Below are 24,645 nucleotides of genomic sequence, written 5' to 3'. Positions count from 1 at the left end.
GCAGTGGATCGGCGTCTTCGGCTTGAGTCTTCGACGTATCTCCGTGTTGTAGGGAACTTGTACAACGAATGCCACATTTTTGCACGCCTACGGTCGTTTTACTCTTATCTCGCGTAGGCACGCCAAACGACTGACAAGCTCTGATTCGCCAACCGGCCGCGCGCCGGCGGTGCGATGCGGAGTCAGCAGAGATCTGATCTCGAGACAACATACGGAGAACTGAGAAGTGCCTACCATTAACCAGCTGGTCCGTAAGGGCCGGTCACCTAAGGTCTCCAAGACCAAGGCGCCCGCACTGCAGGGCAGCCCCATGAAGCGCGGTGTCTGCACCCGTGTCTACACCACCACCCCGAAGAAGCCGAACTCGGCTCTGCGGAAGGTCGCACGTGTTCGCCTCAACGGCGGCATCGAAGTAACCGCCTACATCCCGGGTGTCGGCCACAACCTCCAGGAGCACTCCATCGTGCTCGTGCGCGGCGGTCGTGTGAAGGACCTCCCCGGTGTGCGTTACAAGATTGTCCGTGGCGCACTGGATACCCAGGGCGTGAAGAACCGCAAGCAGGCTCGCAGCCGCTACGGCGCAAAGATGGAGAAGAAGTAATATGCCTCGTAAGGGCCCGGCCCCCAAGCGGCCGCTCGTTGTAGATCCCGTTTACGGATCCCCCCTGGTCACGCAGTTGATCAACAAGGTGCTCGTTGACGGCAAGAAGTCCACCGCCGAGCGCATCGTCTACGGCGCACTCGAAGGTGCCCGTGCCAAGTCCGGCGGCGATCCCGTGGCAGCTCTCAAGAAGGCCATGGAGAACGTCAAGCCAAGCCTTGAGGTTCGCTCCCGCCGTGTCGGTGGAGCCACGTACCAGGTTCCCGTGGAGGTCAAGCCGGGCCGTTCCACCGCCCTGGCCCTCCGCTGGCTGGTTGGCTACTCGAAGGCCCGCCGCGAGAAGACCATGACCGAGCGTCTCCAGAACGAGATCCTCGACGCTTCAAACGGTCTGGGTGCCGCTGTGAAGCGCCGCGAAGACACGCACAAGATGGCCGAGTCCAACAAGGCCTTCGCTCACTACCGCTGGTAATCGCGCTGCCGGTCCTTCCTACCGCTTCGGCGGTGCGGGGGACCGGCGGTCCAGCAGAACTCCACCTTAGATAAGGGAGACACCGTGGCACAGGACGTGCTTACCGACCTCAACAAGGTCCGCAATATCGGCATCATGGCCCACATTGATGCCGGCAAGACCACTACTACCGAGCGCATCCTGTTCTACACGGGTGTCAACCACAAGATCGGCGAAACGCACGACGGCGCTTCAACGACCGACTGGATGGAACAGGAAAAAGAGCGCGGCATCACCATCACCAGTGCCGCGGTGACCTGCTTCTGGGAACAGAACCAGATCAACATCATTGACACCCCCGGTCACGTCGACTTCACCGTTGAGGTTGAGCGCTCCCTGCGCGTCCTCGACGGCGCAGTCGCTGTGTTCGACGGCAAGGAGGGCGTAGAGCCCCAGTCCGAAACCGTCTGGCGCCAGGCGGACAAGTATGAAGTGCCCCGCATCTGCTTCGTCAACAAGATGGACAAGCTGGGCGCTGACTTCTACTTCACCGTGGACACCATCATCAGCCGCCTGGGCGCGAAGCCGCTCGTCATGCAGCTGCCGATCGGCGCCGAGAATGACTTCATCGGCGTTGTCGACCTGCTGTACATGCGTGCACTTGTCTGGCCCGGTGACTCCAAGGGTGACGTGACCATGGGCGCCAAGTATGAGATCCAGGAGATCCCGGCTGACCTCCAGGCCAAGGCTGAGGAATACCGCGCAGCCCTGGTCGAGGCCGTTGCTGAGTCTTCCGATGAGCTGATGAACAAGTACCTCGAGGGCGAAGAGCCCACCATCGAGGAGCTGAAGGCCGGTATCCGTAAGTTGACCATCAACTCGGAGATCTACCCGGTACTGTGCGGCTCTGCCTTCAAGAACCGCGGAGTTCAGCCGATGCTCGACGCCGTCATCGACTACCTGCCTTCCCCGCTGGATGTGCCTCCCATGGTCGGGCACGATCCCCGCGACGAGGAGACCGCGCTGACGCGCCAGCCGAGCACCGAGGAACCCTTCTCGGCGCTGGCATTCAAGGTTGCAACCCACCCGTTCTTCGGTCAGCTGACGTTCGTCCGGGTGTACTCCGGGCATGTCACGGCCGGCACGCAGGTTGTGAACTCGACCAAGGGTAAGAAGGAGCGCATCGGAAAGCTGTTCCAGATGCACGCCAACAAGGAAATTCCGGTTGACGAAGCCTTCGCTGGTCACATCTACGCGGCAATCGGACTGAAGGACACCACCACCGGTGACACCCTGTCTGATTCGGCCAACCAGATCGTCCTCGAGTCGATGAGCTTCCCGGAGCCGGTCATCTCGGTTGCGATCGAGCCGAAGACCAAGGGCGACCAGGAGAAGCTTTCCACTGCTATCCAGAAGCTTTCGGCTGAGGATCCCACCTTCCAGGTGTCCCTCAACGAGGACACTGGCCAGACCATCATCGCCGGCATGGGCGAGCTTCACCTGGATATCCTGGTGGACCGTATGCGCCGTGAGTTCAAGGTCGAGGCCAATGTCGGCAAGCCGCAGGTCGCGTACCGTGAAACCATTCGCGGCACTGTGCAGAAGCATGATTACACCCACAAGAAGCAGACGGGTGGATCGGGACAGTTCGCGAAGATCCAGATCAGGATCGAGCCGATGGACACGTCCGAGGGCGAGATGTATGCCTTCGAGAACAAGGTCACCGGTGGCCGCGTTCCGCGCGAGTACATCCCGAGTGTCGATGCCGGCATCCAGGACGCGCTCAACGACGGCATCCTGGCTGGCTACCCGGTGGTCGGTATCAAGGCAACGCTGCTTGACGGCGCATACCATGATGTTGACTCCTCCGAAATGGCCTTCAAGATCGCCGGTCGCATGGCGTTCAAGGAAGCTGCCCGCATGGCAAAGCCCGTGCTGCTCGAACCGCTGATGGAGGTGGAAGTCCGCACGCCTGAGGAATACATGGGTGATGTGATCGGCGACCTCAACTCCCGCCGCGGCCAGATGCAGTCCATGGAGGACGCAAGCGGTGTCAAGGTCATCAAGGCGCATGTGCCGCTGTCCGGCATGTTCGGGTACATCGGCGACCTGCGTTCGAAGACCCAGGGCCGCGCTGTCTACTCAATGCAGTTCGACAGCTACTCGGAGGTCCCGAAGGCAGTAGCCGACGAGATCATCCAGAAGACTCGCGGAGAGTAATCCCGGCTCGTCCGGACAGTAATTTCACCAAAATAAAAGCCCCCAGTAGACTTGCATGAGTTTCAGCCGCGAAAAGCGTGGCTGGGGAGTAAGTCTTCTAAAAACGTTCTAGGAGGAACCCGTGGCGAAGGCAAAGTTCGAGCGGACTAAGCCGCACGTTAACATCGGCACCATTGGTCACGTTGACCATGGAAAGACCACGTTGACGGCTGCCATTTCCAAGGTGCTGTATGACAAGTACCCCAACCTCAACGAGGCACGGGACTTCGCGTCCATCGACTCGGCTCCCGAGGAGAAGCAGCGCGGCATCACCATCAACATCTCGCATGTTGAGTACCAGACCGAGAAGCGCCACTATGCACACGTAGACGCTCCCGGCCACGCTGACTACATCAAGAACATGATCACCGGTGCCGCGCAGATGGACGGAGCAATCCTTGTGGTTGCTGCGACCGACGGCCCGATGGCCCAGACCCGCGAGCACGTTCTGCTTGCCCGCCAGGTTGGTGTTCCCTACCTGCTGGTCGCGCTGAACAAGTCCGACATGGTCGAGGATGAGGAACTGCTCGACCTCGTGGAGATGGAAGTTCGCGAGCTGCTCAGTGCGCAGGGCTTCGACGGCGACGATGCACCTGTGGTGCGCGTTTCCGGCCTGAAGGCTCTCGAAGGGGACCCCGAGTGGGTCAAGTCCGTCGAGGACCTGATGGACGCTGTGGACAACAGCGTTCCGGACCCCGTCCGCGACAAGGACAAGCCGTTCCTGATGCCGGTTGAGGATGTTTTCACTATCACCGGTCGTGGAACCGTTGTCACGGGCCGCGCCGAGCGCGGAACCCTGAAGATCAACTCGGAAATCGAGATCGTCGGAATCCGTCCGGTCCAGAAGACCACGGTTACCGGTATCGAGATGTTCCACAAGCAGCTCGACGAGGCCTGGGCCGGCGAGAACTGTGGTCTGCTGCTTCGCGGTATCAAGCGCGAAGACGTAGAGCGTGGCCAGGTTATCGTCAAGCCGGGTTCGATCACCCCGCACACCGATTTCGAAGCCAACGTCTACATCCTGGCCAAGGACGAGGGCGGTCGTCACAACCCGTTCTACTCCAACTACCGTCCGCAGTTCTACTTCCGTACCACTGACGTCACCGGTGTCATCACCCTCCCCGAGGGCACCGAGATGGTCATGCCTGGCGACAACACTGAGATGACAGTTGCGCTCATCCAGCCCATCGCCATGGAAGAAGGCCTCGGCTTCGCGATCCGCGAAGGCGGCCGCACCGTTGGATCAGGTCGCGTTACCAAGATCAACAAGTAGTTCCTGAACTACCTGGAAAGGCCCCGCTGCGTTACGCAGCGGGGCCTTTCGTCTTTCTGCCGTAGAGTTATGCGGTGCAAATTTACTCAAGCGTCCCCCTGCAGCGCGGTTGGCAGGTCCTCACTGATCTATGTGCCATAGCTGTCGTCGTCGTCGCCTGGCTTTTCTCGCGCGCAACTTTCGAAGCTGTCTCGGGGCTCGCTGTGTTCGGGCGCGGCATGGAAGATGCCGGAAGCGGTTTCCACTCCTCGATGAGTGATGCTGCGGAGCGCATCGGGGGAGTGCCCCTCATCGGGGACCAGGCAAGCGCGCCGTTCCTAAGTGCTGCGGAAGCCGGCGCGTTTTTCGTCAATGCCGGCCAGGACCAGCAGAACTCGGTTGCGCAGGCCGCGGCCGTCGTGGGGTGGGCTATCTTCCTGCTCCCGGTTCTGGTCCTCATTCCGCTCTGGCTGGTTCCCCGGGTGCAGTTTGTTGTACGGTCAACACGGGCGCGGCGTTTGAGTCGCGAGGCCGGGGGGATGGAGCTCCTTGCGCTGCGGGCCCTGGTCCTTGCGAAGCCCTCCCAGCTTCAGAAGGTGTCCGTTGACCCGGTCCGCGCCTGGCGTGAAGGTGATCCAGCGGACCTTGAGCGGTTGGCCAAGCTCGCTCTGAAGCGCGAGGGCGTGCGTTCCCGATAGCACCGGGACGGCGTGTGGGCAAGCTGACACAGGGCCGGATTCGCAATGTGCTGCATAATCTGGCAGACTAAATGAGTTGTTCAAGCGCCTGTGCGCGCGGTTTGAGCTGTAGTCCCGGTCAGGATAATGCCTGACGCAGGGTCGCATCCGCCGCGGAAGCTGGCCCAAATATAACCCACCCCAATCGACAAGCTCGGTTCCATGCGGCATTCTTCGCTTTCTTTTGCAGAAGATACGCGACACGCCCGAGCGCGGGGGTCGGAGCCTCGGCAGGGTGAGGAACCCGGAAGTATCCGGATTCAGTCTGCTGGAGGAGCGCCATAACAACAGGCGCATTGTACGTAGCCAGGAACGTCACCGCACGGTGGCGCTCTACATGAAGAGAGAGAGTCGAGACGCCATGGCGGGACAAAAGATCCGCATCCGGCTGAAGTCGTATGACCACGAGGTCATTGACGTTTCAGCTCGGAAGATCGTTGAGACGGTGACGCGCGCAGGCGCAACGGTAGTAGGCCCCGTGCCGCTGCCCACGGAAAAGAACGTTTACTGCGTTATCCGGTCGCCGCACAAGTACAAGGACAGCCGCGAGCACTTTGAAATGCGCACGCACAAGCGTCTGATCGACATCATTGACCCCACGCCCAAGGCCGTCGACTCGCTCATGCGCCTCGACCTTCCCGCGGACGTGAACATCGAGATCAAGCTGTAAGGGAGAGAAGATAACTATGTCTACTTCGCTTACGCGCCAGGTCAAGGGACTGCTGGCTACCAAGCTCGGCATGACCCAGGTCTGGGATGAAAACAACCTCCTCGTACCGGTGACGGTCCTGCAGGCTGACTCCAACGTCATCACGCAGCTGCGCACCGCCGCCGCTGACGGCTACAGCGCCGTCCAGATCGGCTTCGGCCAGATCGATCCGCGCAAGGTCACCAAGCCGCTCGCAGGTCACTTCGAGAAGGCAGGCGTCACGCCTCGCCGCCACGTCGTTGAGCTGCGTACATCCGATGTCGATTCCTACTCGCTCGGCCAGGAACTCTCCGTTGAGCTGTTCGAAGCCGGCCAGCAGGTCGACGTCATCGGCAAGACCAAGGGCAAGGGCTTCGCGGGCGTCATGAAGCGTCACGGCTTCCACGGCGTTGGAGCCTCGCACGGTGCGCACAAGAACCACCGCAAGCCCGGCTCGATCGGTGGCGCCTCCACCCCCAGCCGCGTCTTCAAGGGTATGAAAATGGCAGGCCGTATGGGTGCCGTTCGCCAGACCACGCTGAACCTCACCGTTCACGCTGTGGACGTCGAGAAGTCGCTGCTGCTGATCAAGGGCGCTGTCCCCGGCGCCCGCGGACAGGTCGTACTCGTACGCACCGCCGTGAAGGGAGCATAAGTCATGGCTACCAAGACTCTGAACGTCGATCTCCCCGCCGAGATCTTCGACGCACAGACCAACGTTCCGCTGCTGCACCAGGTCGTCGTGGCCCAGCTTGCTGCCGCCCGCCAGGGCACGCACAAGACCAAGACACGCGCCGAGGTCAGCGGAGCCGGCCGCAAGCCGTTCAAGCAGAAGGGCACCGGCCGCGCACGCCAGGGCTCGATCCGCGCACCACACATGACCGGTGGTGGCGTGGTTCACGGACCCACGCCGCGTGACTACAGCCAGCGCACACCCAAGAAGATGAAGGCTGCGGCCCTGCGCGGTGCCCTGTCTGACCGGGCACGCAACGGGCGTATCCACGTCATCGAGTCACTGGCCGGCGGCGAGAAGCCCTCGACCAAGGCCGCAATGGCAACGCTGCGAGGCATCTCGGAGCGTCCCAACCTGCTGGTTGTCATCGAGCGTTCAAACGATCAGGCCGCACTGTCTGTGCGCAACCTGGTTGAGGTCCACACGCTGTACGTGGATCAGCTGAACACCTACGACGTACTCGTAGCGGATGACGTGATCTTCACGAAAGCTGCCTACGACACCTTTGTGGGTACGGCCCAGGCCGCTGACGCCGACATCACAACTGAGGAGGACGCCAAGTGAGTGGCTCCATCACCAAGGATCCTCGCGACGTCGTCATTGCACCCGTCGTGTCGGAGAAGAGCTACGGCCTGATCGACGAAGGAAAGTACACCTTCCTGGTCGACCCACGCTCCAACAAGACCGAGATCAAGCTGGCCGTGGAGAAGATTTTCTCCGTCAAGGTCGACTCGATCAACACCATCAACCGTGTAGGGAAGCGTAAGCGCACCCGCTTCGGATGGGGACAGCGCAAGGACACCAAGCGCGCAATTGTCACCCTCAAAGAAGGCACGATCGACATCTTCGGCGGTCCGCTCAGCTGAGCGGAGACCACTTTAACGAGGAACTGAAAAATGGCTATCCGTAAATACAAGCCGACAACCCCGGGCCGTCGCGGCTCGAGCGTTGCCGACTTCGCAGAAATCACACGGTCGACGCCGGAGAAATCCCTGGTGCGTCCGCTCCCCAAAAAGGGCGGCCGTAACAACTCCGGAAAGATCACTACCCGTCACAAGGGTGGTGGACACAAGCGTCAGTACCGTCTCATCGACTTCCGTCGTCATGACAAGGACGGTGTCAACGCGCGCGTCGCTGAGATCGAATACGATCCCAACCGCACCGCCCGCATTGCACTCCTGCACTACATCGACGGCACGAAGCGCTACATCATCGCGCCGAACAAGCTGAAGCAGGGTGACAATGTTGAGGCCGGCCCCGGCGCCGACATCAAGCCCGGCAACAACCTGCCGATGCGCAACATCCCCGTGGGTACTGTTATTCACGCTGTTGAGCTTCGTCCCGGCGGCGGTGCCAAGATGGCACGTTCCGCAGGGGCATCGGTCCAGCTCGTTGCCAAGGAAGGCCGCTTCGCGCAGCTTCGCCTGCCGTCCGGTGAAATCCGCAACGTTGATGTGCGCTGCCGCGCCACCATCGGCGAGGTCGGCAATGCCGAGCAGTCGAACATCAACTGGGGCAAGGCAGGCCGCATGCGCTGGAAGGGCGTTCGCCCGACCGTCCGCGGTGTTGCGATGAACCCTGTCGATCACCCGCACGGTGGTGGTGAAGGCAAGACCTCCGGTGGACGTCACCCGGTCAACCCGAACGGTAAGGCCGAAGGCCGTACCCGCCGTCCCAACAAAGAAAGCGACTCGCTCATTGTGCGTCGCCGTCGTTCCGGCAAGAACAAGCGATAGGAGCCTGGAAACATGCCACGCAGCCTGAAGAAAGGCCCCTTCGTCGATCAGCACCTGTTCGTCAAGGTGGACCGCGAGAACGAGAAGGGCACCAAGAACGTCATCAAGACGTGGTCCCGCCGTTCCATGATCATCCCGGACATGCTCGGCCACACCATTGCCGTGCATGACGGGCGCAAGCACATTCCGGTGTTTGTCACCGAGTCGATGGTCGGGCACAAGCTCGGCGAATTCGCTCCCACGCGGACATTCCGCGGCCATGTGAAGGACGACCGCAAGGGCAAGCGCCGCTAAGGCGCCTGTTTCTACGGCTAAGACGAGAGAAGGAAAGCAATGGAAGCCAAGGCTATTGCGCGTCATCTGCGCGTAACGCCTATGAAGGCCCGGCGCGTCGTCAACCTTGTTCGTGGTAAGCAAGCGAATGAGGCTCTGGCAATCCTGAAGTTTGCCCCCCAGGCAGCTTCGGAGCCGGTTTTCAAGGTAGTACAGTCGGCGATCGCCAACGCACGGGTCCTCGCGGACCGCGACGGCGTGGCGTTCGACGAAGGCGACCTCATCATCAGCGAAGCGTTTGTTGATGAAGGCCCGACCATGAAGCGGTTCCAGCCGCGAGCTCAGGGTCGTGCATTTCAGATCAAGAAGCGGACCAGCCACGTCACTGTGGTAGTCGCTACCCCTGAGAAAGTGGAGGCTCGCTAAGTGGGACAGAAAGTAAACCCGCACGGGTTCCGACTCGGCATCACCACTGACCACCGGTCACACTGGTTTGCTGACAGCAACAAGCCGGGCCAGCGCTACAAGGACTTCGTCCGCGAGGACATCAAGATCCGTCAGCTCATGTCCACAGGCATGGACCGCGCCGGCATCGCCAAGGTTGAGATCGAGCGCACCCGCGACCGCGTTCGTGTGGATATCCACACGGCTCGCCCGGGTATCGTCATCGGCCGCCGCGGCGCCGAAGCGGATCGCATCCGCGGCGAGCTCGAGAAGCTCACCGGCAAGCAGGTTCAGCTGAACATCCTCGAGGTCAAGAACCCCGAGATCGAGGCGCAGCTGGTTGCCCAGGGCGTAGCTGAGCAGCTCTCTTCACGTGTGGCCTTCCGCCGCGCAATGAAGAAGGCCATGCAGTCGGCACAGCGTGCCGGTGCCAAGGGCATCCGCGTACAGTGCTCCGGCCGCCTCGGCGGCGCGGAAATGAGCCGCTCGGAGTTCTACCGCGAAGGCCGTGTGCCCCTGCACACCCTCCGCGCGAACATCGACTACGGCTTCTTCGAAGCCAAGACCACCTTCGGCCGCATCGGCGTGAAGGTATGGATCTACAAGGGCGACGTCACCGCCAAGGAGCTCGCAGCCCAGGCTGCCGCAGCACCGTCGCGTGGCCGTGGTGGCGGAGACCGTCCGGGCCGTGGCCCTGCCGGCGCTGACCGCGGCGGCGATCGCGGAGGCGACCGTCGTCGTCGTAATACCGATCGCGGTGCAGGTCAGGGTGAAGCTAACGCTGCTCCCGCCGAGTCCGCACCGGCTGAGTCCGCTGCTGCAGCGGAAGGAGGACAGGCTTAAATGCTTATCCCACGTCGAGTGAAGTTCCGTAAGCAGCACCACCCCGGTCGTTCGGGCGCTGCTACCGGCGGCACGGAGGTCAGCTTCGGTGAGTGGGGTATCCAGGCTCTGAGCCCGGCATACGTCACCAACCGCCAGATCGAATCTGCGCGTATCGCAATGACCCGTCACATCAAGCGTGGCGGAAAGGTGTGGATCAACATCTACCCTGACCGTCCGCTGACCAAGAAGCCTGCTGAAACCCGTATGGGTTCCGGTAAGGGTTCCCCTGAGTGGTGGGTCGCCAACGTCAAGCCGGGGCGCGTTCTCTTTGAACTCTCCGGTGTCAATGAAGAGGTAGCTCGCGAGGCCCTGCGCCTGGCGATCCATAAGCTGCCGTTGAAGGCACGTATCGTGCGTCGTGAGGGTGGTGAATAGTCATGGCACTCGGTTCAAAGGAACTGGCAACCGACCAGCTGGATGGGTTCGATAAGGACCGTCTGGTGGAGGAACTCGCCAAGGCTAAGGAAGAGCTGTTCAACCTGCGCTTCCAGTCAGCCACCGGTCAGCTTGAAAACCACGGCCGCCTGCGCTCGGTGAAGCGGGATATCGCCCGCATCTACACCGTGCTGCGTGAGCGCGAGCTGGGACTGCGGCCCGACGTCGTAGCCCCGGTAGAAGAAGCGAAGACTGAAAAGGCCGGCAAGAAATCGAAGGGTTCCAAGGCTGCCTCCACAAAGGACGAAAAGTCCGTGGAAACACAGGCTTCTGAGGAGGATGCCAAATGAGTGAAGAGAAGAACGGCACTGTAGAGGCTGACGCCCGCGGTCACCGTAAGACCCGCCGCGGCTACGTCGTGTCGGACAAGATGGACAAGACGGTTGTCGTGCAGGTTGAGGATCGTGTTAAGCACGCCCTCTACGGCAAGGTCCTGCGCCGCAGCTCCAAGGTCAAGGTCCACGATGAGCAGAACAGCGCCGGCATCGGCGATATGGTTCTGATCAGCGAGACCCGCCCGCTGTCCGCTACCAAGCGGTGGCGCCTGGTGGAGATCCTGGAAAAGGCCAAGTAAGGCCGCAAAGGCAAGCTCTGTCGACTCGTCGACAACGGCAGTCCCTCGTTCCTCGCGGAACGGGGGACTGTTTGCGTTTCAATACGTGCTAGGATATTGAGTTTGTATGGCGCCTTCCGTGCAGATTTGGTCTGTACACCTCGAGCGTCAGCATGAAACCTCGTAAACAATCGTGCTCCGGCATAGTACTTCCCTGCGCTGCGGCGCCTGGGAGGTAAATGCCTCGGGCACGGGCGTTTAGGCTCATCCCTGGCAAAATCCAGGTGGGTCCAGAGACACCCCGATCAACCGTTCCGCAAGGCTCATTCCGTATGCATTATTTCGGTCTGAGAACCGGCGCGACGCAAGGAGTAGATAGTGATTCAGCAAGAGTCGCGACTCAAGATCGCCGACAACACCGGTGCTAAGGAAATCCTTACCATTCGTGTTCTCGGTGGATCCGGACGTCGCTACGCAGGAATTGGCGACGTAATCGTCGCCACCGTCAAAGACGCCATCCCTGGTGGGAACGTCAAGAAGGGCGATGTGGTCAAGGCCGTCATCGTCCGCACCAAGAAGGAACGCCGCCGTGCGGATGGTTCCTACATCAAGTTCGACGAGAACGCTGCCGTGATCCTCAAGGCTGACGGCGATCCCCGTGGTACCCGTATCTTCGGTCCGGTCGGTCGCGAACTCCGCGACAAGCGCTTCATGAAGATCATTTCACTGGCCCCGGAGGTGCTGTAGTCATGGCTCAGACCCGATCGAAGCTGAAGATCAAGAAGGGTGACCTCGTTCAGGTCATCACCGGTGCCAAGCAGGAGCGCGGCGGAGACCGCGGCAAGCAGGGCAAGGTCCTCAAGGTATTCCCTGAGAGCAACCGTGTACTGGTCGAAGGCATCAACCGCATCACGAAGCACACCAAGGCTGGGCAGACGCAGCGCGGCACCCAGACCGGTGGCATCGAGACCGTTGAGGCTTCCATCCACATCAGTAACGTCGCAGTGGTAGACCCGGAGAGCAAGAAGCCCACCCGAGTCGGCTACCGCACCGAAACCGTGGAGCGGGACGGCCGTGAGCGCACGGTCCGCATCCGCGTCGCCAAGGCATCAGGGAAGGATCTGTAATGACTGCTGAAGCCGTAGAAACAAAGATCACCCCCCGCCTCAAGGCCCGCTACGCATCGGAAATCAAGTCGACGCTGCTGGAGGAATTCAGCTACAGCAACGTCAACCAGGTTCCCCGGCTGGTCAAGGTCGTTGTGAACATGGGTGTTGGAGATGCCGCGAAGGACTCCAAGCTTATCGACGGTGCGGTCCGCGACCTCACCCAGATCACCGGCCAGAAGCCGCAGGTCACCAAGGCACGGAAGTCCATCGCGCAGTTCAAGCTCCGCGAAGGAATGCCGATCGGTGCACACGCAACTCTGCGTGGAGATCGCATGTGGGAATTCGTCGACCGCCTGGTCTCACTGGCACTGCCCCGTATCCGCGACTTCCGCGGCCTCAACGGGCGCCAGTTCGACGGCAACGGCAACTACACCTTCGGTCTCACGGAGCAGTCAATGTTCCACGAGATCGACCAGGACAAGATTGACCGTGTCCGCGGCATGGACATCACCGTTGTGACCACTGCCAAGACTGACGCCGAAGGCCGCGCCCTGCTCAAGGCGCTCGGCTTCCCGTTCAAATCCGAAGACTAATTCAACTACGTTGCAGGTCCGTTCCGGGGTCTGACCAGCTGATGCTGATTCTCACCGGAGTAGCGGAAACCGTTCCGAGGAAGGGCTAGAGCCCAATGACAATGACAGATCCAGTTGCAGACATGCTTACGCGTCTCCGCAACGCCAACTCGGCATACCACGACACCGTGTCCATGCCATACAGCAAGCTGAAGGCACGCGTTGCCGACATCCTGAAGGCCGAAGGTTACATCGGCGGCTGGAAGGAAGAAGAGGCTGAGGTGGGCAAGAAGCTCACGATCGACCTCAAGTTCGGTCCCGACCGTCAGCGCTCCATCGCGGGCATCCGGCGCATCTCCAAGCCGGGCCTGCGCGTCTACGCAAAGTCCACCAATCTGCCGCACGTACTGGGCGGACTGGGCATTGCCATCCTGTCCACGTCCTCCGGTCTGCTCACAGACCGCCAGGCAGCCAAGAAGGGTGTAGGTGGGGAAGTCCTCGCCTACGTCTGGTAGCGGGAAAGGGAAAGAGAAACATGTCACGTATTGGACGTCTCCCCATCACCGTGCCCGCAGGCGTTGAGGTCAAGGTTGACGGCAGTGTTGTGTCCGTCAAGGGATCCAAGGGCGAGCTGAGCCACTCTGTAGCCAGCCCCATCCAGGTATCGCTTGAGGAAAGCACCATCACCGTCTCCCGCCCGAATGACGAGCGCGAAGCGCGTTCGCTGCACGGCCTGACCCGCACCCTGATCTCCAACATGATCGTTGGAGTGACCGAGGGCTACAAGAAGAACCTTGAGATTGTCGGCACCGGTTACCGTGTGCAGGCCAAGGGTTCAGACCTGGAGTTCGCACTGGGCTACAGCCACCCCGTGGCCGTGAAGGCCCCGGAGGGCATCACGCTCACCGTGGACAGCCCCACCAAGGTGTCCGTCTCCGGCATCAACAAGCAGCAGGTCGGCGAAGTTGCTGCGAACATCCGCAAGCTGCGCCGTCCGGATCCCTATAAGGGCAAGGGCATCCGCTACGCGGGCGAAATTATTCGCCGCAAGGTCGGAAAGGCTGGTAAGTAACCATGACACTGAGCATCAACAAGAAGCGCACGTCGAAGAGCAAGTCCGCCCAGCGCGGGCGGCGCCACCTTCGGGTCCGCAAGCGCATCACCGGTACGGCTGTTCGTCCCCGTCTGGTAGTCAACCGTTCAGCCCGTCACATCTTCGTGCAGGTTGTCGACGACACCAAGGGCATGACTGTCGCATCGGCTTCGACCCTCGAGGCGGACCTGCGTTCGTTCGACGGCGACAAGACCGCCAAGGCCAAGCGCGTTGGCGAGCTCGTTGCTGAGCGGGCAAAGGCTGCGGGCATTGAGGCAGTCGTATTCGACCGTGGTGGTAACAAGTACCACGGCCGGGTTGCCGCAATCGCAGACGGCGCACGTGAAGGTGGGCTGGCACTGTGACCGAGCAGAACAACGCAAAGGAAGCCTCATTGAATACTGCAAAGGCTGAGGAGGCTGCGACTGTTGCTCCCGCGGCCGGTTCCACCGAGACGGCGTCAGCTACTGACGATCGCCGCGGCGGTGGCGGTCGCCGTGGAGAGCGCGGCGGACGCGACGGCGGTCGTGGCGGTCGCGACGGCGGTCGTGGCGGTCGTGACGGTGGTCGCGATGACAAAGACAAGTTCGTTGAGCGCGTGGTGTCGATCAACCGCGTATCGAAGGTCGTCAAGGGCGGCCGGCGATTCAGCTTCACCGCACTCGTTGTTGTCGGCGACGGCAACGGCATGGTCGGTGTCGGCTACGGCAAGGCCAAGGAAGTTCCCTCGGCTATCGCCAAGGGCGTAGAGGAAGCCAAGAAGTCCTTCTTCAAGGTTCCCCGCATCGGCGGCACCGTTCCCCACCTGGTTCAGGGTGAGGCAGCGGCCGGCGTCGTACTCCTGCGTCCCGCATCTCCCGGTACCGGTGTAATCGCCGGTGGTCCGGTGCGCGCCGTTCTGGAATGCGTCGGTATCCACGACGTCCTGTCCAAGTCCCTGGGTTCCTCGAACGCCATCAACATTGTTCACGCAACTGTTGACGCGCTGAAGAGGCTCGAAGAGCCGCAGGCAGTGGCTGCGCGCCGTGGTCTGCCGCTCGACCAGGTCGCTTCCACGTCGATGCTGCGCGCTATGCAGGATCAGAAGGCAGGTGCGTAATGACTGCTATTACACCAAAGCGCGTGGTTGTCAGCTCAGCGAAGCTGGAAATCACCCAGATCAAGTCCGTCATTGGCGGTAAGCAGAACCAGCGCGACACCCTTCGTTCACTCGGTCTGAAGCGGATCGGACACACCGTTGTCCGCAACGCTGACGCAGTGACCGTAGGCATGGTCAACACGGTTCCGCACCTCGTGAAGGTTGAGGAGGCCAAGTAATGGCAGAGAAGAAGACGGTGGAGGAATCCACCGAGAAGAAGCCGGCCCGCAAGCCTGCTGCCAAGGCTGCTGCTGCTCAGGAAACTGCTGAGAGCACGCCCCGCGTCCACGCGCTGAAGGTACACCACCTTCGTCCCGCCCCCGGAGCCAAAACCGCAAAGACCCGCGTTGGTCGCGGTGAAGGTTCCAAGGGTAAGACTGCAGGCCGTGGCACCAAGGGCACCAAGGCGCGCTACTCGGTCAAGGCAGGATTCGCGGGTGGGCAGCTGCCGCTGCACATGCGCCTGCCGAAGCTGCGTGGGTTCAAGAACCCGTTCCGCGTTGAGTACCAGGTAGTGAACCTGGACAAGCTCAACGAGCTGTACCCCCAAGGCGGTGAGGTGTCCGTGGACAGCCTGATCGCCAAGGGCGCAGTGCGCAAGAACCAGCTCGTCAAGGTGCTGGGAACGGGCGACCTCTCGGTCAAGGTGGACGTCAAGGTTCATGCCGTGTCCGCCAGCGCTGCAGAGAAGATCACCGCCGCAGGCGGATCCGTCTCGGCGCTCTAGTTCCCAGCATCGATCCCCGCCGTCGTCGTTCGGCTCGTCCTTAGGACATCAGGACGACGACGGCAGGGGAGCCGGCTGTGATCTAGCTCATGAAGCAACTAGACTCTTGGTGGGCCGGGATCCCCGGTCCGCCAGGAGTTTGTTTCGTTAACAGGCTCAATTGATTCCCCGGGTTCTCTAGCGCCCGGTTCCACCCGTTAGACTCGGTTGGTGTGTATTGCCCGTGAAGGGCCACTAAGACTTATTCAGGAGGACGCTTGCTTAGCGCTATTGGCCGGGCTTTCCGGACGCCAGACTTGCGGCGCAAGCTGTTGTTCACGCTGGGAATCATCACCATTTTCCGTTTGGGTGCGTTCATCCCGGCGCCCGGTGTTGACTACGGCAACGTGCAGCAGTGTTTGCAGCTCGGCAACACAGAGGGCGGCCTCTACCAGTTCGTGAACCTTTTCAGCGGCGGTGCGCTGCTGCAGGTGTCCATCTTTGCTCTCGGGATCATGCCCTACATCACGGCCAGCATCATCACTCAGCTGCTCCGTGTGGTCATCCCACGCTTCCAGGAACTGCATCAGGAAGGCGCACAGGGCCAGGCACAGCTGACCCAGTACACGCGCTATCTGACAATCGCCCTCGGGCTGTTGAACGCCACGACGCTGGTGTCGCTGGCACGATCAGGTGCATTGCTGGGTAACTGTCCGGTGCCGATCATCCCGGACGACAGCCTCATCACCATTATTCTGCTCATCATCACGCTGACCGCCGGTACCGGCCTCATCATGTGGATGGGTGAACTCATCACTGAGCGCGGTGTCGGCAACGGCATGTCGCTGTTGATCTTCACGGCGATTGCTGCCGGTTTCCCCAGCTCGCTGGGTGAGATCCTGCGCACGCAGGGATGGACTGTCTTCCTCAGCGTGCTGTTGATCGGCGTTGTTACGGTGATGCTCGTGATCTTCGTTGAGCAGTCGCAGCGCCGTATTCCGGTGCAGTATGCCAAGCGCATGATCGGCCGCCGCACGCTGGGAGGCAGCAGCACCTACATTCCGATCAAGGTCAATATGGCGGGCGTCATCCCCGTCATCTTCGCATCATCGATGCTCTATCTGCCGTCGCTGATTGCCCAGTTCAACACCCCCACGGACGGCCAGACACCGCCGCCGGAGTGGGTCAACTGGATCACCACGTACCTGACCTCGGGTGATCATCCCTTCTACATGGCGCTGTACTTCGCGATGATCGTGTTCTTCACGTATTTCTACGTAGCGATCACGTTCAATCCGGAGGAAGTGTCGGAGAACATGAAGAAGTACGGCGGCTTTATCCCGGGTATCCGGGCGGGGCGGCCTACCGCTGAGTACCTCCAGTACGTCCTGTCCCGCATCACCCTGCCGGGCGCCATCTATCTCGGTCTTGTTGCGCTCATCCCGTTGATCGCGCTCGTGGCCATCAATGCAAACCAGAACTTCCCGTTCGGTGGAGTCTCGATCCTCATCATGGTCGGCGTTGGCCTCGAGACGGTGAAGCAAATTGACGCGCAGCTGCAGCAGCGCCACTACGAAGGGTTATTGCGATGACACGGATGCTCATCATTGGACCGCCCGGGTCCGGTAAGGGCACGCAGGCCGCGCGGATCTCCGAGCGGCTGGGAGTGGTGGCGATTTCCACGGGAGATATCTTCCGCGAGAACGTCCGCAACGAGACACCGCTCGGCGTTGAAGCCAAAAAGTACATGGACGCCGGAGACTTCGTTCCGGACAGCGTGACCAACAGCATGGTCCGCGCCCGTCTCACTGAGGATGATGTGCAGGAAGGCTTCCTGCTTGACGGCTATCCCCGCACCGCCGCCCAGGTGACCGAGCTGGATGACATCCTCCAGCAGAATGACCTGGCCCTCGACGTCGTACTGCAGCTCACGGCGGATGACGAGGAACTGGTCCGCCGGCTCCTGGGCCGGGCGCGCCTGGACGGGCGTACCGATGACAATGACGTTGTCATCCGGCATCGCCTCGACCTCTACCACGAGCAGACCGAGGCTGTTGTGTCCCAGTACGAGGCACGCGGCATCGTGACCCGCGTTGATGGCATCGGCGCAATCGATGAAGTCACCGAGCGCGTCATGTCGGCTCTGAAAGTAACGCAGTAACCCCGATGTTTCGCCAGCAGCGGGTCGAGTACAAGTCGGCAGATCAGATCCGGACTATGCGGGCGGCGGGCCTCGTGCTCTCCGACGCCCTGGACCAGGCGGTCGCTGCCGCACGGGTAGGCATGTCCACCCTCGAGCTGGACGCGGTGTTTGCCGGCGTTCTCAAGGACGCCGGCGCCACCTCCAACTTCCTCGGCTATCACGGCTTTCCCAACAGCATCTGCACCTCGGTGAACCATGAAGTTGTCCACGGCATCCCCGGCGGGTATGTGCTGCAGGACGGTGACATCATCTCGATCGACGGCGGCGCTATCGTCCGCGGCTGGCACTCGGACTCCGCCCGCACGGTGATCGTCGGTACGCCCCGTCCGGAGGACGTGCACCTGTCCAGGGTCACTGAGGAAGCCATGTGGCGGGGGATTGCTGCGCTGGCCACCGGCAAGCACGTTGGGGACATCGGCGCAGCCATCGACGACTACGTCTCGGCAGCGGAAGGCCCGGCACTCGGTATCCTGCAGGACTATGTGGGCCACGGCATCGGTACGGAAATGCACCAGTCCCCGGACGTGCTGAACTACCGCAGCAGCCACCGCGGCCCCAAGATCAAGCCGGGGCTGTGCCTCGCGATCGAGCCCATGCTGGTTCAGGGACGTGTAGAAACGGCGGTCCTGGACGATGACTGGACTGTGGTCACTGTTGACGGCAAGCGCGCCTGCCAGTGGGAACACACAGTGGCAGTTCACGACGGCGGCATCTGGGTTCTCAGCGCAGCTGACGGCGGCGCCGCGAAGCTGGCGGAACTAGGCGTTACCGTCGCTCCGCTCGACTGAGGTTCGCTGGAACCACGCACGGCAGAGCGGCCGGATTTAACTTCTGGCACGCCGTAGCGTAGAGTTATTTGTTGGTTGTCGCTACTTTTGCGCCCTTTTGCGCCCTTCCTCCGAACGGATCGCTCCGTTGCGGGTGGAACGGGATCTCGCGATCCCGGGTGGGGGAGTCAGGCAATCAAAACCCCTAGACCGACCGCCGAAGCAAATGGCGGCACAGAAGTTAGCGGAGGATATGGCCAAGAAAGACGGTGTCATTGAGATTGAAGGCACTGTGAACGAGGCTCTGCCCAACGCGATGTTCCGCGTTGAGCTGGCCAACGGACACATTGTTCTAGCCCACATCTCGGGAAAGATGCGTCAGCACTACATTCGAATCCTCCCCGAGGACCGGGTGGTAGTGGAGCTTAGCCCTTACGACCTCACCAGGGGTCGTATTGTCTACCGCTACAAATAAGAACGAACGCAAAGGATAACCATGAAGGTCCAGCCGAGCGTGAAGCGGATTTGCGATAAGTGCCAGGTGGTTCGCCGCAAGGGCAACGTACTCGTAATCTGCGAAAACCCGCGCCACAAGCAGCGCCAGGGCTGAATCCTCTCTTTTGAGGGTCACCCACGCGTAGTAACACCACAATAAAAAGCAGTGCAGGGCAAGCCCTACCAGGTAAGCCCACACCCCCGGCACGGAGGCCGGGGACCGGAGATCATCCGGGCCGCACTGTTTCAGACCTCCGGTCATCAAAAGGAGAACCGCCACTATGGCACGTCTCGCTGGCGTAGACATTCCCCGCGAAAAGCGGGTTGTCATTGCGCTTACCTACATCTACGGCGTGGGCAAGACCCGTGCAGATCAGACGCTCGCAGAGACCGGGATCAACCCGGAAACCCGAGTGAAGGATCTTTCTGACGCTGAGCTCGTACAGCTCCGCGATTACATTGAAGGCAACTACAAGGTCGAGGGTGACCTCCGCCGTGAGGTAGCTGCAGACATCCGCCGCAAGGTGGAGATCGGCAGCTACGAAGGCATCCGGCACCGCCGCGGCCTTCCTGTGCGTGGACAGCGCACCAAGACCAACGCGCGTACCCGCAAGGGCCCCAAACGCACCGTCGCAGGCAAGAAGAAGGCCGGCCGCTAGTTCTAGCGGTTGCCCATAGCCACCACCCAAAACCTTCGTAGGAGAAGTAATGCCCCCCAAGACTCGTGGAGCGGTGCGTAAGCCGCGTCGCAAGGACAAAAAGAATATCGCCTTCGGTCAGGCGCATATCAAGAGCACGTTCAACAACACCATCGTCTCGATCACCGATCCCAGCGGAGCTGTTATCTCCTGGGCTTCGGCTGGCGAGGTCGGATTCAAGGGCTCACGCAAGTCCACCCCCTACGCTGCGCAGACCGCTGCCGAGGCCGCTGCAAAGCGCGCCCAGGAGCACGGCGTCCGTAAGGTCGACGTTTTCGTGAAGGGTCCGGGATCCGGACGCGAGACCGCGATCCGCTCGCTGCAGGCTGCCGGCCTTGAGGTTGGCTCCATCCAGGACGTTACCCCCAGCGCCCACAACGGCTGCCGCCCGCCGAAGCGCCGCCGCGTCTAAGTAGCTCCCTTGGCTCCAGGCTCGCCCGCGCTTCACCGGAAGTGTGGGCGGCTTGGGGCTGACTGTCGTTTAGCTACTGAGTTCCGCTCTCTAGCTTTCCCTTTCCACCATTTGTGTTGCGTCATATAGCGGATGCTCCCTGAAAGGAAATGTAAGTGCTCATTGCACAGCGCCCCACCCTGACTGAAGAAGTAGTCGCTGACAACCGTTCGCGGTTCGTCATCGAACCGCTGGAGCCCGGTTTCGGCTACACCCTCGGCAACTCGCTTCGCCGTACGCTCCTGTCCTCGATTCCCGGAGCAGCTGTCACCAGCATCCGGCTCGACGGCGTGCTGCACGAGTTCACCACCGTTCCCGGTGTGAAGGAAGATGTCACTGAGATCATCCTGAACGTCAAGAACCTGGCGGTGTCCTCCGAGCATGACGAGCCCGTGGTTGCCTACCTGCGCAAGCAGGGCCCCGGCGTCGTCACTGCAGCTGACATCGCTCCGCCGGCCGGTGTGGAGTTCCACAACCCGGACCTGCACATCGCAACCCTGAACTCGAAGGGCAAGTTCGAGCTTGAACTGACCATCGAGCGTGGCCGCGGTTATGTCTCTGCTTCGCAGAACAAGTCCGGTGACTCCGAGATCGGCCGCATTCCGGTTGACTCGATCTACTCGCCGGTCCTGAAGGTGACCTTCCGCGTGGAAGCCACCCGTGTTGAGCAGCGCACCGACTTCGACCGCCTGATCGTAGACGTCGAAACCAAGGACGCTATCGCTCCGCGCGATGCCGTTGCTTCGGCAGGTACCACCCTGGTTGAACTGTTCGGCCTCGCCCGCGAGCTGAACACCGCCGCTGAAGGCATCGAGATTGGCCCGTCGCCCAGCGACGCCGCTCTCGCCGCTGACATGGCCCTTCCGATCGAGGATCTCGAACTGACAGTTCGTTCCTACAACTGCCTCAAGCGTGAGGGCATCCACACCGTGGGTGAACTCGTTGCACGCTCCGAGGCTGACCTGATGGACATCCGTAATTTCGGTGCCAAGTCCATTGATGAGGTCAAGGCAAAGCTGGTTGACCTGGGTCTGTCCCTGAAGGATTCCCCTCCAGGGTTTGACCTTGCAGCCCGCGCCGCTGCGATTGAAGAGGACGACGACGCCTACGGCGACGAAGCACTCTAAACGTTAGAAACCTGGTGCCGCTTTAGGATGCGGCCTCGGGCACATTTATGAGGAGATAACACATCATGCCCACACCCACAAAGGGCCCACGCCTCGGTGGCGGTCCGGCGCACGAGCGCCTGATGCTCGCCAACCTGGCCGCCTCGCTGTTCGAGCACAAGCGCATCACCACCACGGTGACCAAGGCAAAGCGGCTTCGCCCCTACGCCGAGCGCCTGATCACCTTCGCCAAGAAGGGTGACCTGGCCTCACGTCGTCGTGTCCTGGCTGTCATCAGCAGCAAGGGTATTGTCCACGAGCTGTTCACGGACATCGCCCCGGCTGTTGCCAACCGCAACGGTGGCTACACCCGCATCACCAAGATCGGCAACCGCAAGGGCGACAACGCTCCCATGGCTGTCATCGAGCTGGTGCTGGAGTCAGTTTCCGCCAAGCAGGCAGTAGTCGGCGAGGCTGAGCAGGCTGCCGGCAACGCCGCTGCCCGCGACGCTGCAGCTGCTGCACCCGTAGCTTCGGCTGAGTCCGCAGATTCACCGGAATCGGCTGATTCCGCAGAGTCGGCTGAGTCCGCTGAATCGGCACCCTCGGCAGCTTCGGCTGACGAGGTTGCGGCAGAGGACACCACGGTAAGCGCCTCTGAGGGCGACGCCGAGGAGACCGTTGTTGTTGAAGAAGGCTCCGTGCCGGAAGCAGACGAGAAGAAGTAGTTCTTCTGCTCTGCTGAACACATGAACGAACAAATGCCCGTCATCCCGTCCGTGGATGGCGGGCATTTGCGTGTTCGGATCGATTTAGCGTACGACGGCGGTCCGTTCTCCGGTTGGGCTGTCCAGCCTGGTCTGCCAACAGTTCAGGGCACAGTGGAATCGGGTCTGGAGTTGCTTTTTCGGAGACGCGTGCGCCTGACCGTTGCCGGCCGGACTGATGCGGGCGTGCACGCACGCGGCCAGGTTACCCACATCGATCTCGAGCCGGGGGAGTGGTTTGCGCTGAGCCGGGGCCGGGACATCGATCCCGCGTTGGCTCTGAAGCGTCGCCTGCAGGCCACCGTGAACCGCTACCTGCCGCCCGGTGCAGCCGCGCGTACCGCCTATGCGAGCAATCCGGCGTCACCCGTTGTGGTGCGTGCTGTGCGGCTTGCTCCGGCGGGTTTCGATGCGCGGTTCTCGGCGTTATGGCGTCGCTACAGCTACCGGATCGCTGATCGTCTTGACGATCAGGATCCTCTGCACCGCAGCACTGTTCTGTGGCACTCGGAGGAACTGGACGAAGGCTTGCTGAACGAGGGGGCCCGGCCATTGCTGGGGCTGCAGGACTTCCGGGCATTCTGTAAGCCCCGGGTGGGTGCCACGACTGTTCGGGAGCTGCAGCGGTTCGAGTTTGAGCGGGAACCGGATGGTGTTCTTCGCGCAACCATCCAGGCCGATGCCTTCTGCCACAACATGGTGCGTGCGCTGATCGGTGGCGCACTGCGGGTGGGAAGTGGTGAGGAATCGCCGGAGTGGATGGGGGAGCGGCTGCGTTCCCGTCAAAAGGACTCGCGGTCTGTTCTCGCGCCGGCGCATCCGTTGGTGCTTGAGGAAGTGCGATACCCGGACGACGCCGCCGAGCTGGCCTTGCGTGCGGAGCTCACGCGGGCGAAGCGTGATCACGTTCGGGACGATGCCTGACCAGCTGGCAGCGCAAGACCGAGGGGTCGGCGGCGCCTCGCATGGTCGCGCACGCGGCCGTTCCGTTAGAAGGGCGGTCACGCTCCGGCCGGCGCACGTGGCCGTTCCGTTAGAAGGGCGGTGACTGTGCTTGGGCGTGGATCGGTTCGGGGTGGGTTGTGTAGGTCCTTCCGGTGAGGGAGGTGGACATAATGGTGCCTTCGACTGGTTGCCGGTGTTTCCAGAAACCCATGGTTTTGAACAGGTGATGGCGTTTACAAAACGCCCCGAGGTTGTCTGCGCGGGTTTCTCCGCCCTGGGACCATGGTGTTGTGTGGTCGATTTCGCACCGTACCGCTGTCCGGTTGCAGCCAGGATGTCGGCAGGTCTTGTCCCGCACCCGTACCCAGTCCTGCAGGTCTTTGGGTGGTTTATACCTGGTCCTGCCAACCGAGAGGACCGCTCCGCTTTCCGGGTGGGTCAGCAGCCGTGTGAACGACGGCGCGTGGCCGGCAAGCTTCCGGGCCGTGTCCGGATCGATGGGCCCATATCCGTCGAGTTCGGCGGGCTCATTCCCGCCGAGCAGGGTCATCACCGGCACGGTGACGAACACCCGCGCAGCCACACCACGATACCCATCAGAGGAAGAACCGCCAGAGGACCCGGCAGAGGAGGACCCGGCAGAGGACCCAGGAAAAGGTACGGAGGAGGCCCCGGCACTTGGTCCGGAGGAGGAACCGGACCCCAAAGCGGGCTGGCGGTTCGCTGTGGTGGTCGTCGGGTCGGTGGCACAGGTGTGGGTGAGCAGGTCCGAGAAAATATCTGCCCGCAACTGACCAAGCGTCCGCGGCTCGTCCGGGCCGTTCAAGGCACGGGCAGTGACGTCGATCCGGTACTCGATCCCATACGCTTCCTCGGCGGGCAGGTAGGCGCTCAACCACGCCATCCCGTCGCCGGCAGGATCCACGGCGACGGAACGTTCACGGACTTTCTTTTCCCGCCGTACGGTCAGGGCCTCGGGGTGCATCCGTTCACGCAGCCGCCGGGCACGGTTGGCCAGCTTCGCCACCGTTGTTCCCCGTGCAATCTCCAGTAGTTGCTCCTCGAAGTCCGGGATCTCCTGCTCGGGAACACCGCAGCTTTCCTGCGCCACAGTCAACGCGTGCCGGCGGGAGATCTTCCCGAGTTGCAGCGCTTCGACGGTGGCGGGAAAGAAGTTCACCAGCAGCTTCGACTGCTCAATCAGCTTCCCGGCTGAGGCGTCCGGGATCCGCAGTACCGGCCCGATCTCAGCGGCCGCGAGGCTTTCCCCATACTCCTGCGCAACAAGGGTGCCGTATCCGTCTTCCATGAGGGACCCTACAGTGAGTTCGGCTATGCGGGTCAGCAGCTTCGCTTCCTGCGCATCGACCCAGGCCCGCAACGTGGCGAGTTCCTCCACACACTCAAGCGACGCCTCAAGATCCCGTTTGGTTACCGGATGATGCGACAGCTGCCCGGATAACGGGCCCATGACGGAATCCGACGCCCACAACGCCGTTTCCTCAGACACCCAACTCGAATGCTTCCCCGCCATGAAAACATTCCATC

The 24,645-nt window shown here is 61.6% G+C and carries 36 protein-coding genes; 35 read left to right on the top strand and 1 reads right to left on the bottom strand.

The genetic code is table 11. The features are described from left to right. Positions 1-226: 226 nt before the first annotated feature. From rpsL to ACZ2GY_RS12225, 35 genes are all read left to right on the top strand, one after another. Positions 227-601, top strand: coding sequence for a 30S ribosomal protein S12 (gene rpsL, locus ACZ2GY_RS12395; RefSeq protein WP_026531947.1), 375 nt, complete (start codon positions 227-229; stop codon positions 599-601). A gap of 1 nt (position 602) precedes the next feature. Continuing rightward, positions 603-1,073 (top strand): 30S ribosomal protein S7, encoded by a 471-nt coding sequence (gene rpsG, locus ACZ2GY_RS12390; protein ID WP_056543994.1) that lies wholly within the window; start codon positions 603-605, stop codon positions 1,071-1,073. Between the two features lie 84 nt (positions 1,074-1,157). Further along, positions 1,158-3,272: an elongation factor G gene (fusA, locus tag ACZ2GY_RS12385; protein WP_056543999.1), complete on the top strand. Its 2,115-nt coding sequence runs from the start codon at positions 1,158-1,160 to the stop codon at positions 3,270-3,272. A gap of 121 nt (positions 3,273-3,393) precedes the next feature. Beyond that, the gene (gene tuf, locus ACZ2GY_RS12380) at positions 3,394-4,584 is read left to right on the top strand and encodes an elongation factor Tu (protein ID WP_056544003.1); all 1,191 of its coding nucleotides are present in this window, start codon (positions 3,394-3,396) and stop codon (positions 4,582-4,584) included. A 74-nt stretch (positions 4,585-4,658) separates the two neighbouring features. Beyond that, positions 4,659-5,261: a hypothetical protein gene (locus tag ACZ2GY_RS12375; protein ID WP_471672008.1), complete on the top strand. Its 603-nt coding sequence runs from the start codon at positions 4,659-4,661 to the stop codon at positions 5,259-5,261. 400 nt (positions 5,262-5,661) lie between these two features. After that, complete coding sequence (gene rpsJ / locus ACZ2GY_RS12370) at positions 5,662-5,970, top strand: 30S ribosomal protein S10 (protein WP_003803825.1); 309 nt, start codon at positions 5,662-5,664, stop codon at positions 5,968-5,970. A gap of 16 nt (positions 5,971-5,986) precedes the next feature. Then, positions 5,987-6,643 (top strand): 50S ribosomal protein L3, encoded by a 657-nt coding sequence (rplC, locus tag ACZ2GY_RS12365; RefSeq protein WP_056544007.1) that lies wholly within the window; start codon positions 5,987-5,989, stop codon positions 6,641-6,643. A 3-nt stretch (positions 6,644-6,646) separates the two neighbouring features. Continuing rightward, positions 6,647-7,285 (top strand): 50S ribosomal protein L4, encoded by a 639-nt coding sequence (rplD, locus tag ACZ2GY_RS12360; protein WP_277359144.1) that lies wholly within the window; start codon positions 6,647-6,649, stop codon positions 7,283-7,285. Beyond that, positions 7,282-7,587 carry a 50S ribosomal protein L23 gene (rplW, locus tag ACZ2GY_RS12355; RefSeq protein ID WP_056544012.1) on the top strand — a complete coding sequence of 102 codons (306 nt, stop codon included), beginning with the start codon at positions 7,282-7,284 and terminating at the stop codon, positions 7,585-7,587. The genes rplD and rplW overlap by 4 nt, the downstream gene beginning before the upstream one ends. Before the next feature lie 30 nt (positions 7,588-7,617). Next, positions 7,618-8,457, top strand: coding sequence for a 50S ribosomal protein L2 (gene rplB, locus ACZ2GY_RS12350; protein WP_056544015.1), 840 nt, complete (start codon positions 7,618-7,620; stop codon positions 8,455-8,457). A gap of 12 nt (positions 8,458-8,469) precedes the next feature. After that, the gene (gene rpsS, locus ACZ2GY_RS12345; protein ID WP_011692805.1) at positions 8,470-8,751 is read left to right on the top strand and encodes a 30S ribosomal protein S19; all 282 of its coding nucleotides are present in this window, start codon (positions 8,470-8,472) and stop codon (positions 8,749-8,751) included. 39 nt (positions 8,752-8,790) lie between these two features. After that, positions 8,791-9,156, top strand: a complete 366-nt coding sequence (gene rplV, locus ACZ2GY_RS12340) for a 50S ribosomal protein L22 (protein WP_056544018.1) — start codon at positions 8,791-8,793, stop codon at positions 9,154-9,156. Continuing rightward, on the top strand, positions 9,157-10,017 hold the full coding sequence (gene rpsC / locus ACZ2GY_RS12335) for a 30S ribosomal protein S3 (protein ID WP_056544021.1): 861 nt from the start codon (positions 9,157-9,159) through the stop codon (positions 10,015-10,017). Next, positions 10,018-10,434 carry a 50S ribosomal protein L16 gene (gene rplP, locus ACZ2GY_RS12330; protein WP_056544024.1) on the top strand — a complete coding sequence of 139 codons (417 nt, stop codon included), beginning with the start codon at positions 10,018-10,020 and terminating at the stop codon, positions 10,432-10,434. 2 nt (positions 10,435-10,436) lie between these two features. Beyond that, the gene (gene rpmC / locus ACZ2GY_RS12325) at positions 10,437-10,784 is read left to right on the top strand and encodes a 50S ribosomal protein L29 (protein WP_056544026.1); all 348 of its coding nucleotides are present in this window, start codon (positions 10,437-10,439) and stop codon (positions 10,782-10,784) included. Then, entirely contained in the window at positions 10,781-11,068 is a 288-nt protein-coding gene (gene rpsQ, locus ACZ2GY_RS12320; protein WP_056544030.1) for a 30S ribosomal protein S17, read from the top strand. The genes rpmC and rpsQ overlap by 4 nt, the downstream gene beginning before the upstream one ends. A gap of 357 nt (positions 11,069-11,425) precedes the next feature. Continuing rightward, the gene (gene rplN / locus ACZ2GY_RS12315; RefSeq protein WP_056544033.1) at positions 11,426-11,794 is read left to right on the top strand and encodes a 50S ribosomal protein L14; all 369 of its coding nucleotides are present in this window, start codon (positions 11,426-11,428) and stop codon (positions 11,792-11,794) included. A 2-nt stretch (positions 11,795-11,796) separates the two neighbouring features. After that, positions 11,797-12,174: a 50S ribosomal protein L24 gene (gene rplX / locus ACZ2GY_RS12310; RefSeq protein ID WP_056544036.1), complete on the top strand. Its 378-nt coding sequence runs from the start codon at positions 11,797-11,799 to the stop codon at positions 12,172-12,174. Beyond that, positions 12,174-12,749 (top strand): 50S ribosomal protein L5, encoded by a 576-nt coding sequence (rplE, locus tag ACZ2GY_RS12305; RefSeq protein WP_056544039.1) that lies wholly within the window; start codon positions 12,174-12,176, stop codon positions 12,747-12,749. Before rplX ends, rplE begins: the two co-directional genes overlap by 1 nt. A 95-nt stretch (positions 12,750-12,844) precedes the next feature. Further along, positions 12,845-13,243: a 30S ribosomal protein S8 gene (gene rpsH, locus ACZ2GY_RS12300; protein ID WP_056544043.1), complete on the top strand. Its 399-nt coding sequence runs from the start codon at positions 12,845-12,847 to the stop codon at positions 13,241-13,243. A gap of 20 nt (positions 13,244-13,263) precedes the next feature. Further along, on the top strand, positions 13,264-13,800 hold the full coding sequence (rplF, locus tag ACZ2GY_RS12295; protein ID WP_056544046.1) for a 50S ribosomal protein L6: 537 nt from the start codon (positions 13,264-13,266) through the stop codon (positions 13,798-13,800). Between the two features lie 2 nt (positions 13,801-13,802). Next, positions 13,803-14,186: a 50S ribosomal protein L18 gene (gene rplR, locus ACZ2GY_RS12290; RefSeq protein ID WP_056544049.1), complete on the top strand. Its 384-nt coding sequence runs from the start codon at positions 13,803-13,805 to the stop codon at positions 14,184-14,186. Continuing rightward, complete coding sequence (gene rpsE / locus ACZ2GY_RS12285) at positions 14,183-14,920, top strand: 30S ribosomal protein S5 (RefSeq protein ID WP_404800762.1); 738 nt, start codon at positions 14,183-14,185, stop codon at positions 14,918-14,920. Before rplR ends, rpsE begins: the two co-directional genes overlap by 4 nt. Further along, positions 14,920-15,138: a 50S ribosomal protein L30 gene (rpmD, locus tag ACZ2GY_RS12280; RefSeq protein WP_056544055.1), complete on the top strand. Its 219-nt coding sequence runs from the start codon at positions 14,920-14,922 to the stop codon at positions 15,136-15,138. The genes rpsE and rpmD overlap by 1 nt, the downstream gene beginning before the upstream one ends. Continuing rightward, positions 15,138-15,686 carry a 50S ribosomal protein L15 gene (rplO, locus tag ACZ2GY_RS12275; RefSeq protein WP_277359632.1) on the top strand — a complete coding sequence of 183 codons (549 nt, stop codon included), beginning with the start codon at positions 15,138-15,140 and terminating at the stop codon, positions 15,684-15,686. The genes rpmD and rplO overlap by 1 nt, the downstream gene beginning before the upstream one ends. Positions 15,687-15,943: 257 nt before the next feature. Next, entirely contained in the window at positions 15,944-17,257 is a 1,314-nt protein-coding gene (gene secY, locus ACZ2GY_RS12270; protein ID WP_471672007.1) for a preprotein translocase subunit SecY, read from the top strand. Then, a complete protein-coding gene (locus ACZ2GY_RS12265) occupies positions 17,254-17,826 on the top strand; it encodes an adenylate kinase (RefSeq protein ID WP_056544060.1) in 573 nt (190 codons plus the stop codon). Before secY ends, ACZ2GY_RS12265 begins: the two co-directional genes overlap by 4 nt. A 5-nt stretch (positions 17,827-17,831) precedes the next feature. After that, the gene (gene map, locus ACZ2GY_RS12260) at positions 17,832-18,656 is read left to right on the top strand and encodes a type I methionyl aminopeptidase (RefSeq protein ID WP_471672006.1); all 825 of its coding nucleotides are present in this window, start codon (positions 17,832-17,834) and stop codon (positions 18,654-18,656) included. 232 nt (positions 18,657-18,888) lie between these two features. Then, the gene (gene infA / locus ACZ2GY_RS12255; RefSeq protein WP_019481515.1) at positions 18,889-19,110 is read left to right on the top strand and encodes a translation initiation factor IF-1; all 222 of its coding nucleotides are present in this window, start codon (positions 18,889-18,891) and stop codon (positions 19,108-19,110) included. A gap of 21 nt (positions 19,111-19,131) precedes the next feature. Continuing rightward, a complete protein-coding gene (rpmJ, locus tag ACZ2GY_RS12250; RefSeq protein ID WP_024475611.1) occupies positions 19,132-19,245 on the top strand; it encodes a 50S ribosomal protein L36 in 114 nt (37 codons plus the stop codon). Between the two features lie 166 nt (positions 19,246-19,411). Next, a complete protein-coding gene (rpsM, locus tag ACZ2GY_RS12245; RefSeq protein WP_056544063.1) occupies positions 19,412-19,789 on the top strand; it encodes a 30S ribosomal protein S13 in 378 nt (125 codons plus the stop codon). A 49-nt stretch (positions 19,790-19,838) separates the two neighbouring features. Beyond that, positions 19,839-20,240 carry a 30S ribosomal protein S11 gene (gene rpsK, locus ACZ2GY_RS12240; RefSeq protein ID WP_026545640.1) on the top strand — a complete coding sequence of 134 codons (402 nt, stop codon included), beginning with the start codon at positions 19,839-19,841 and terminating at the stop codon, positions 20,238-20,240. Between the two features lie 155 nt (positions 20,241-20,395). Beyond that, a complete protein-coding gene (locus ACZ2GY_RS12235; protein ID WP_056544066.1) occupies positions 20,396-21,406 on the top strand; it encodes a DNA-directed RNA polymerase subunit alpha in 1,011 nt (336 codons plus the stop codon). A 65-nt stretch (positions 21,407-21,471) separates the two neighbouring features. Then, positions 21,472-22,113 (top strand): 50S ribosomal protein L17, encoded by a 642-nt coding sequence (rplQ, locus tag ACZ2GY_RS12230; protein ID WP_204531689.1) that lies wholly within the window; start codon positions 21,472-21,474, stop codon positions 22,111-22,113. Positions 22,114-22,134: 21 nt separating this feature from the next. Further along, positions 22,135-23,076 (top strand): tRNA pseudouridine synthase A, encoded by a 942-nt coding sequence (locus tag ACZ2GY_RS12225; RefSeq protein ID WP_471672005.1) that lies wholly within the window; start codon positions 22,135-22,137, stop codon positions 23,074-23,076. A gap of 109 nt (positions 23,077-23,185) precedes the next feature. Here ACZ2GY_RS12225 and ACZ2GY_RS12220 read toward each other — a convergent pair whose 3' ends face one another. Continuing rightward, a complete protein-coding gene (locus ACZ2GY_RS12220; protein ID WP_471672004.1) occupies positions 23,186-24,607 on the bottom strand; it encodes an HNH endonuclease in 1,422 nt (473 codons plus the stop codon). Between the last annotated feature and the right edge of the window lie 38 nt (positions 24,608-24,645).

This window comes from Arthrobacter sp. KKT183, from assembly GCF_055657625.1.
The sequence above is the reverse complement of the archived record's forward strand: the minus strand, read 5'-3'. Positions and strand labels throughout refer to the sequence as shown.

Coding starts and splice junctions, on each gene's coding strand:
- rpsQ (WP_056544030.1), top strand. CDS start 10,781: ATGAGTGAAGAGAAGAACGGCACTGTAGAGGCTGACGCCCGCGGTCAC.
- rplX (WP_056544036.1), top strand. CDS start 11,797: ATGGCTCAGACCCGATCGAAGCTGAAGATCAAGAAGGGTGACCTCGTT.
- rpmJ (WP_024475611.1), top strand. CDS start 19,132: ATGAAGGTCCAGCCGAGCGTGAAGCGGATTTGCGATAAGTGCCAGGTG.
- ACZ2GY_RS12265 (WP_056544060.1), top strand. CDS start 17,254: ATGACACGGATGCTCATCATTGGACCGCCCGGGTCCGGTAAGGGCACG.
- map (WP_471672006.1), top strand. CDS start 17,832: ATGTTTCGCCAGCAGCGGGTCGAGTACAAGTCGGCAGATCAGATCCGG.
- rpsS (WP_011692805.1), top strand. CDS start 8,470: ATGCCACGCAGCCTGAAGAAAGGCCCCTTCGTCGATCAGCACCTGTTC.
- rplV (WP_056544018.1), top strand. CDS start 8,791: ATGGAAGCCAAGGCTATTGCGCGTCATCTGCGCGTAACGCCTATGAAG.
- rplC (WP_056544007.1), top strand. CDS start 5,987: ATGTCTACTTCGCTTACGCGCCAGGTCAAGGGACTGCTGGCTACCAAG.
- rplE (WP_056544039.1), top strand. CDS start 12,174: ATGACTGCTGAAGCCGTAGAAACAAAGATCACCCCCCGCCTCAAGGCC.
- rpsG (WP_056543994.1), top strand. CDS start 603: ATGCCTCGTAAGGGCCCGGCCCCCAAGCGGCCGCTCGTTGTAGATCCC.
- ACZ2GY_RS12225 (WP_471672005.1), top strand. CDS start 22,135: ATGAACGAACAAATGCCCGTCATCCCGTCCGTGGATGGCGGGCATTTG.
- rplO (WP_277359632.1), top strand. CDS start 15,138: ATGGCAGAGAAGAAGACGGTGGAGGAATCCACCGAGAAGAAGCCGGCC.
- rplD (WP_277359144.1), top strand. CDS start 6,647: ATGGCTACCAAGACTCTGAACGTCGATCTCCCCGCCGAGATCTTCGAC.
- rpsJ (WP_003803825.1), top strand. CDS start 5,662: ATGGCGGGACAAAAGATCCGCATCCGGCTGAAGTCGTATGACCACGAG.
- infA (WP_019481515.1), top strand. CDS start 18,889: ATGGCCAAGAAAGACGGTGTCATTGAGATTGAAGGCACTGTGAACGAG.
- rpsK (WP_026545640.1), top strand. CDS start 19,839: ATGCCCCCCAAGACTCGTGGAGCGGTGCGTAAGCCGCGTCGCAAGGAC.
- rpmD (WP_056544055.1), top strand. CDS start 14,920: ATGACTGCTATTACACCAAAGCGCGTGGTTGTCAGCTCAGCGAAGCTG.
- rpsM (WP_056544063.1), top strand. CDS start 19,412: ATGGCACGTCTCGCTGGCGTAGACATTCCCCGCGAAAAGCGGGTTGTC.
- rplR (WP_056544049.1), top strand. CDS start 13,803: ATGACACTGAGCATCAACAAGAAGCGCACGTCGAAGAGCAAGTCCGCC.
- rpmC (WP_056544026.1), top strand. CDS start 10,437: ATGGCACTCGGTTCAAAGGAACTGGCAACCGACCAGCTGGATGGGTTC.
- rplP (WP_056544024.1), top strand. CDS start 10,018: ATGCTTATCCCACGTCGAGTGAAGTTCCGTAAGCAGCACCACCCCGGT.
- rpsH (WP_056544043.1), top strand. CDS start 12,845: ATGACAATGACAGATCCAGTTGCAGACATGCTTACGCGTCTCCGCAAC.
- rplB (WP_056544015.1), top strand. CDS start 7,618: ATGGCTATCCGTAAATACAAGCCGACAACCCCGGGCCGTCGCGGCTCG.
- rplQ (WP_204531689.1), top strand. CDS start 21,472: ATGCCCACACCCACAAAGGGCCCACGCCTCGGTGGCGGTCCGGCGCAC.
- rplF (WP_056544046.1), top strand. CDS start 13,264: ATGTCACGTATTGGACGTCTCCCCATCACCGTGCCCGCAGGCGTTGAG.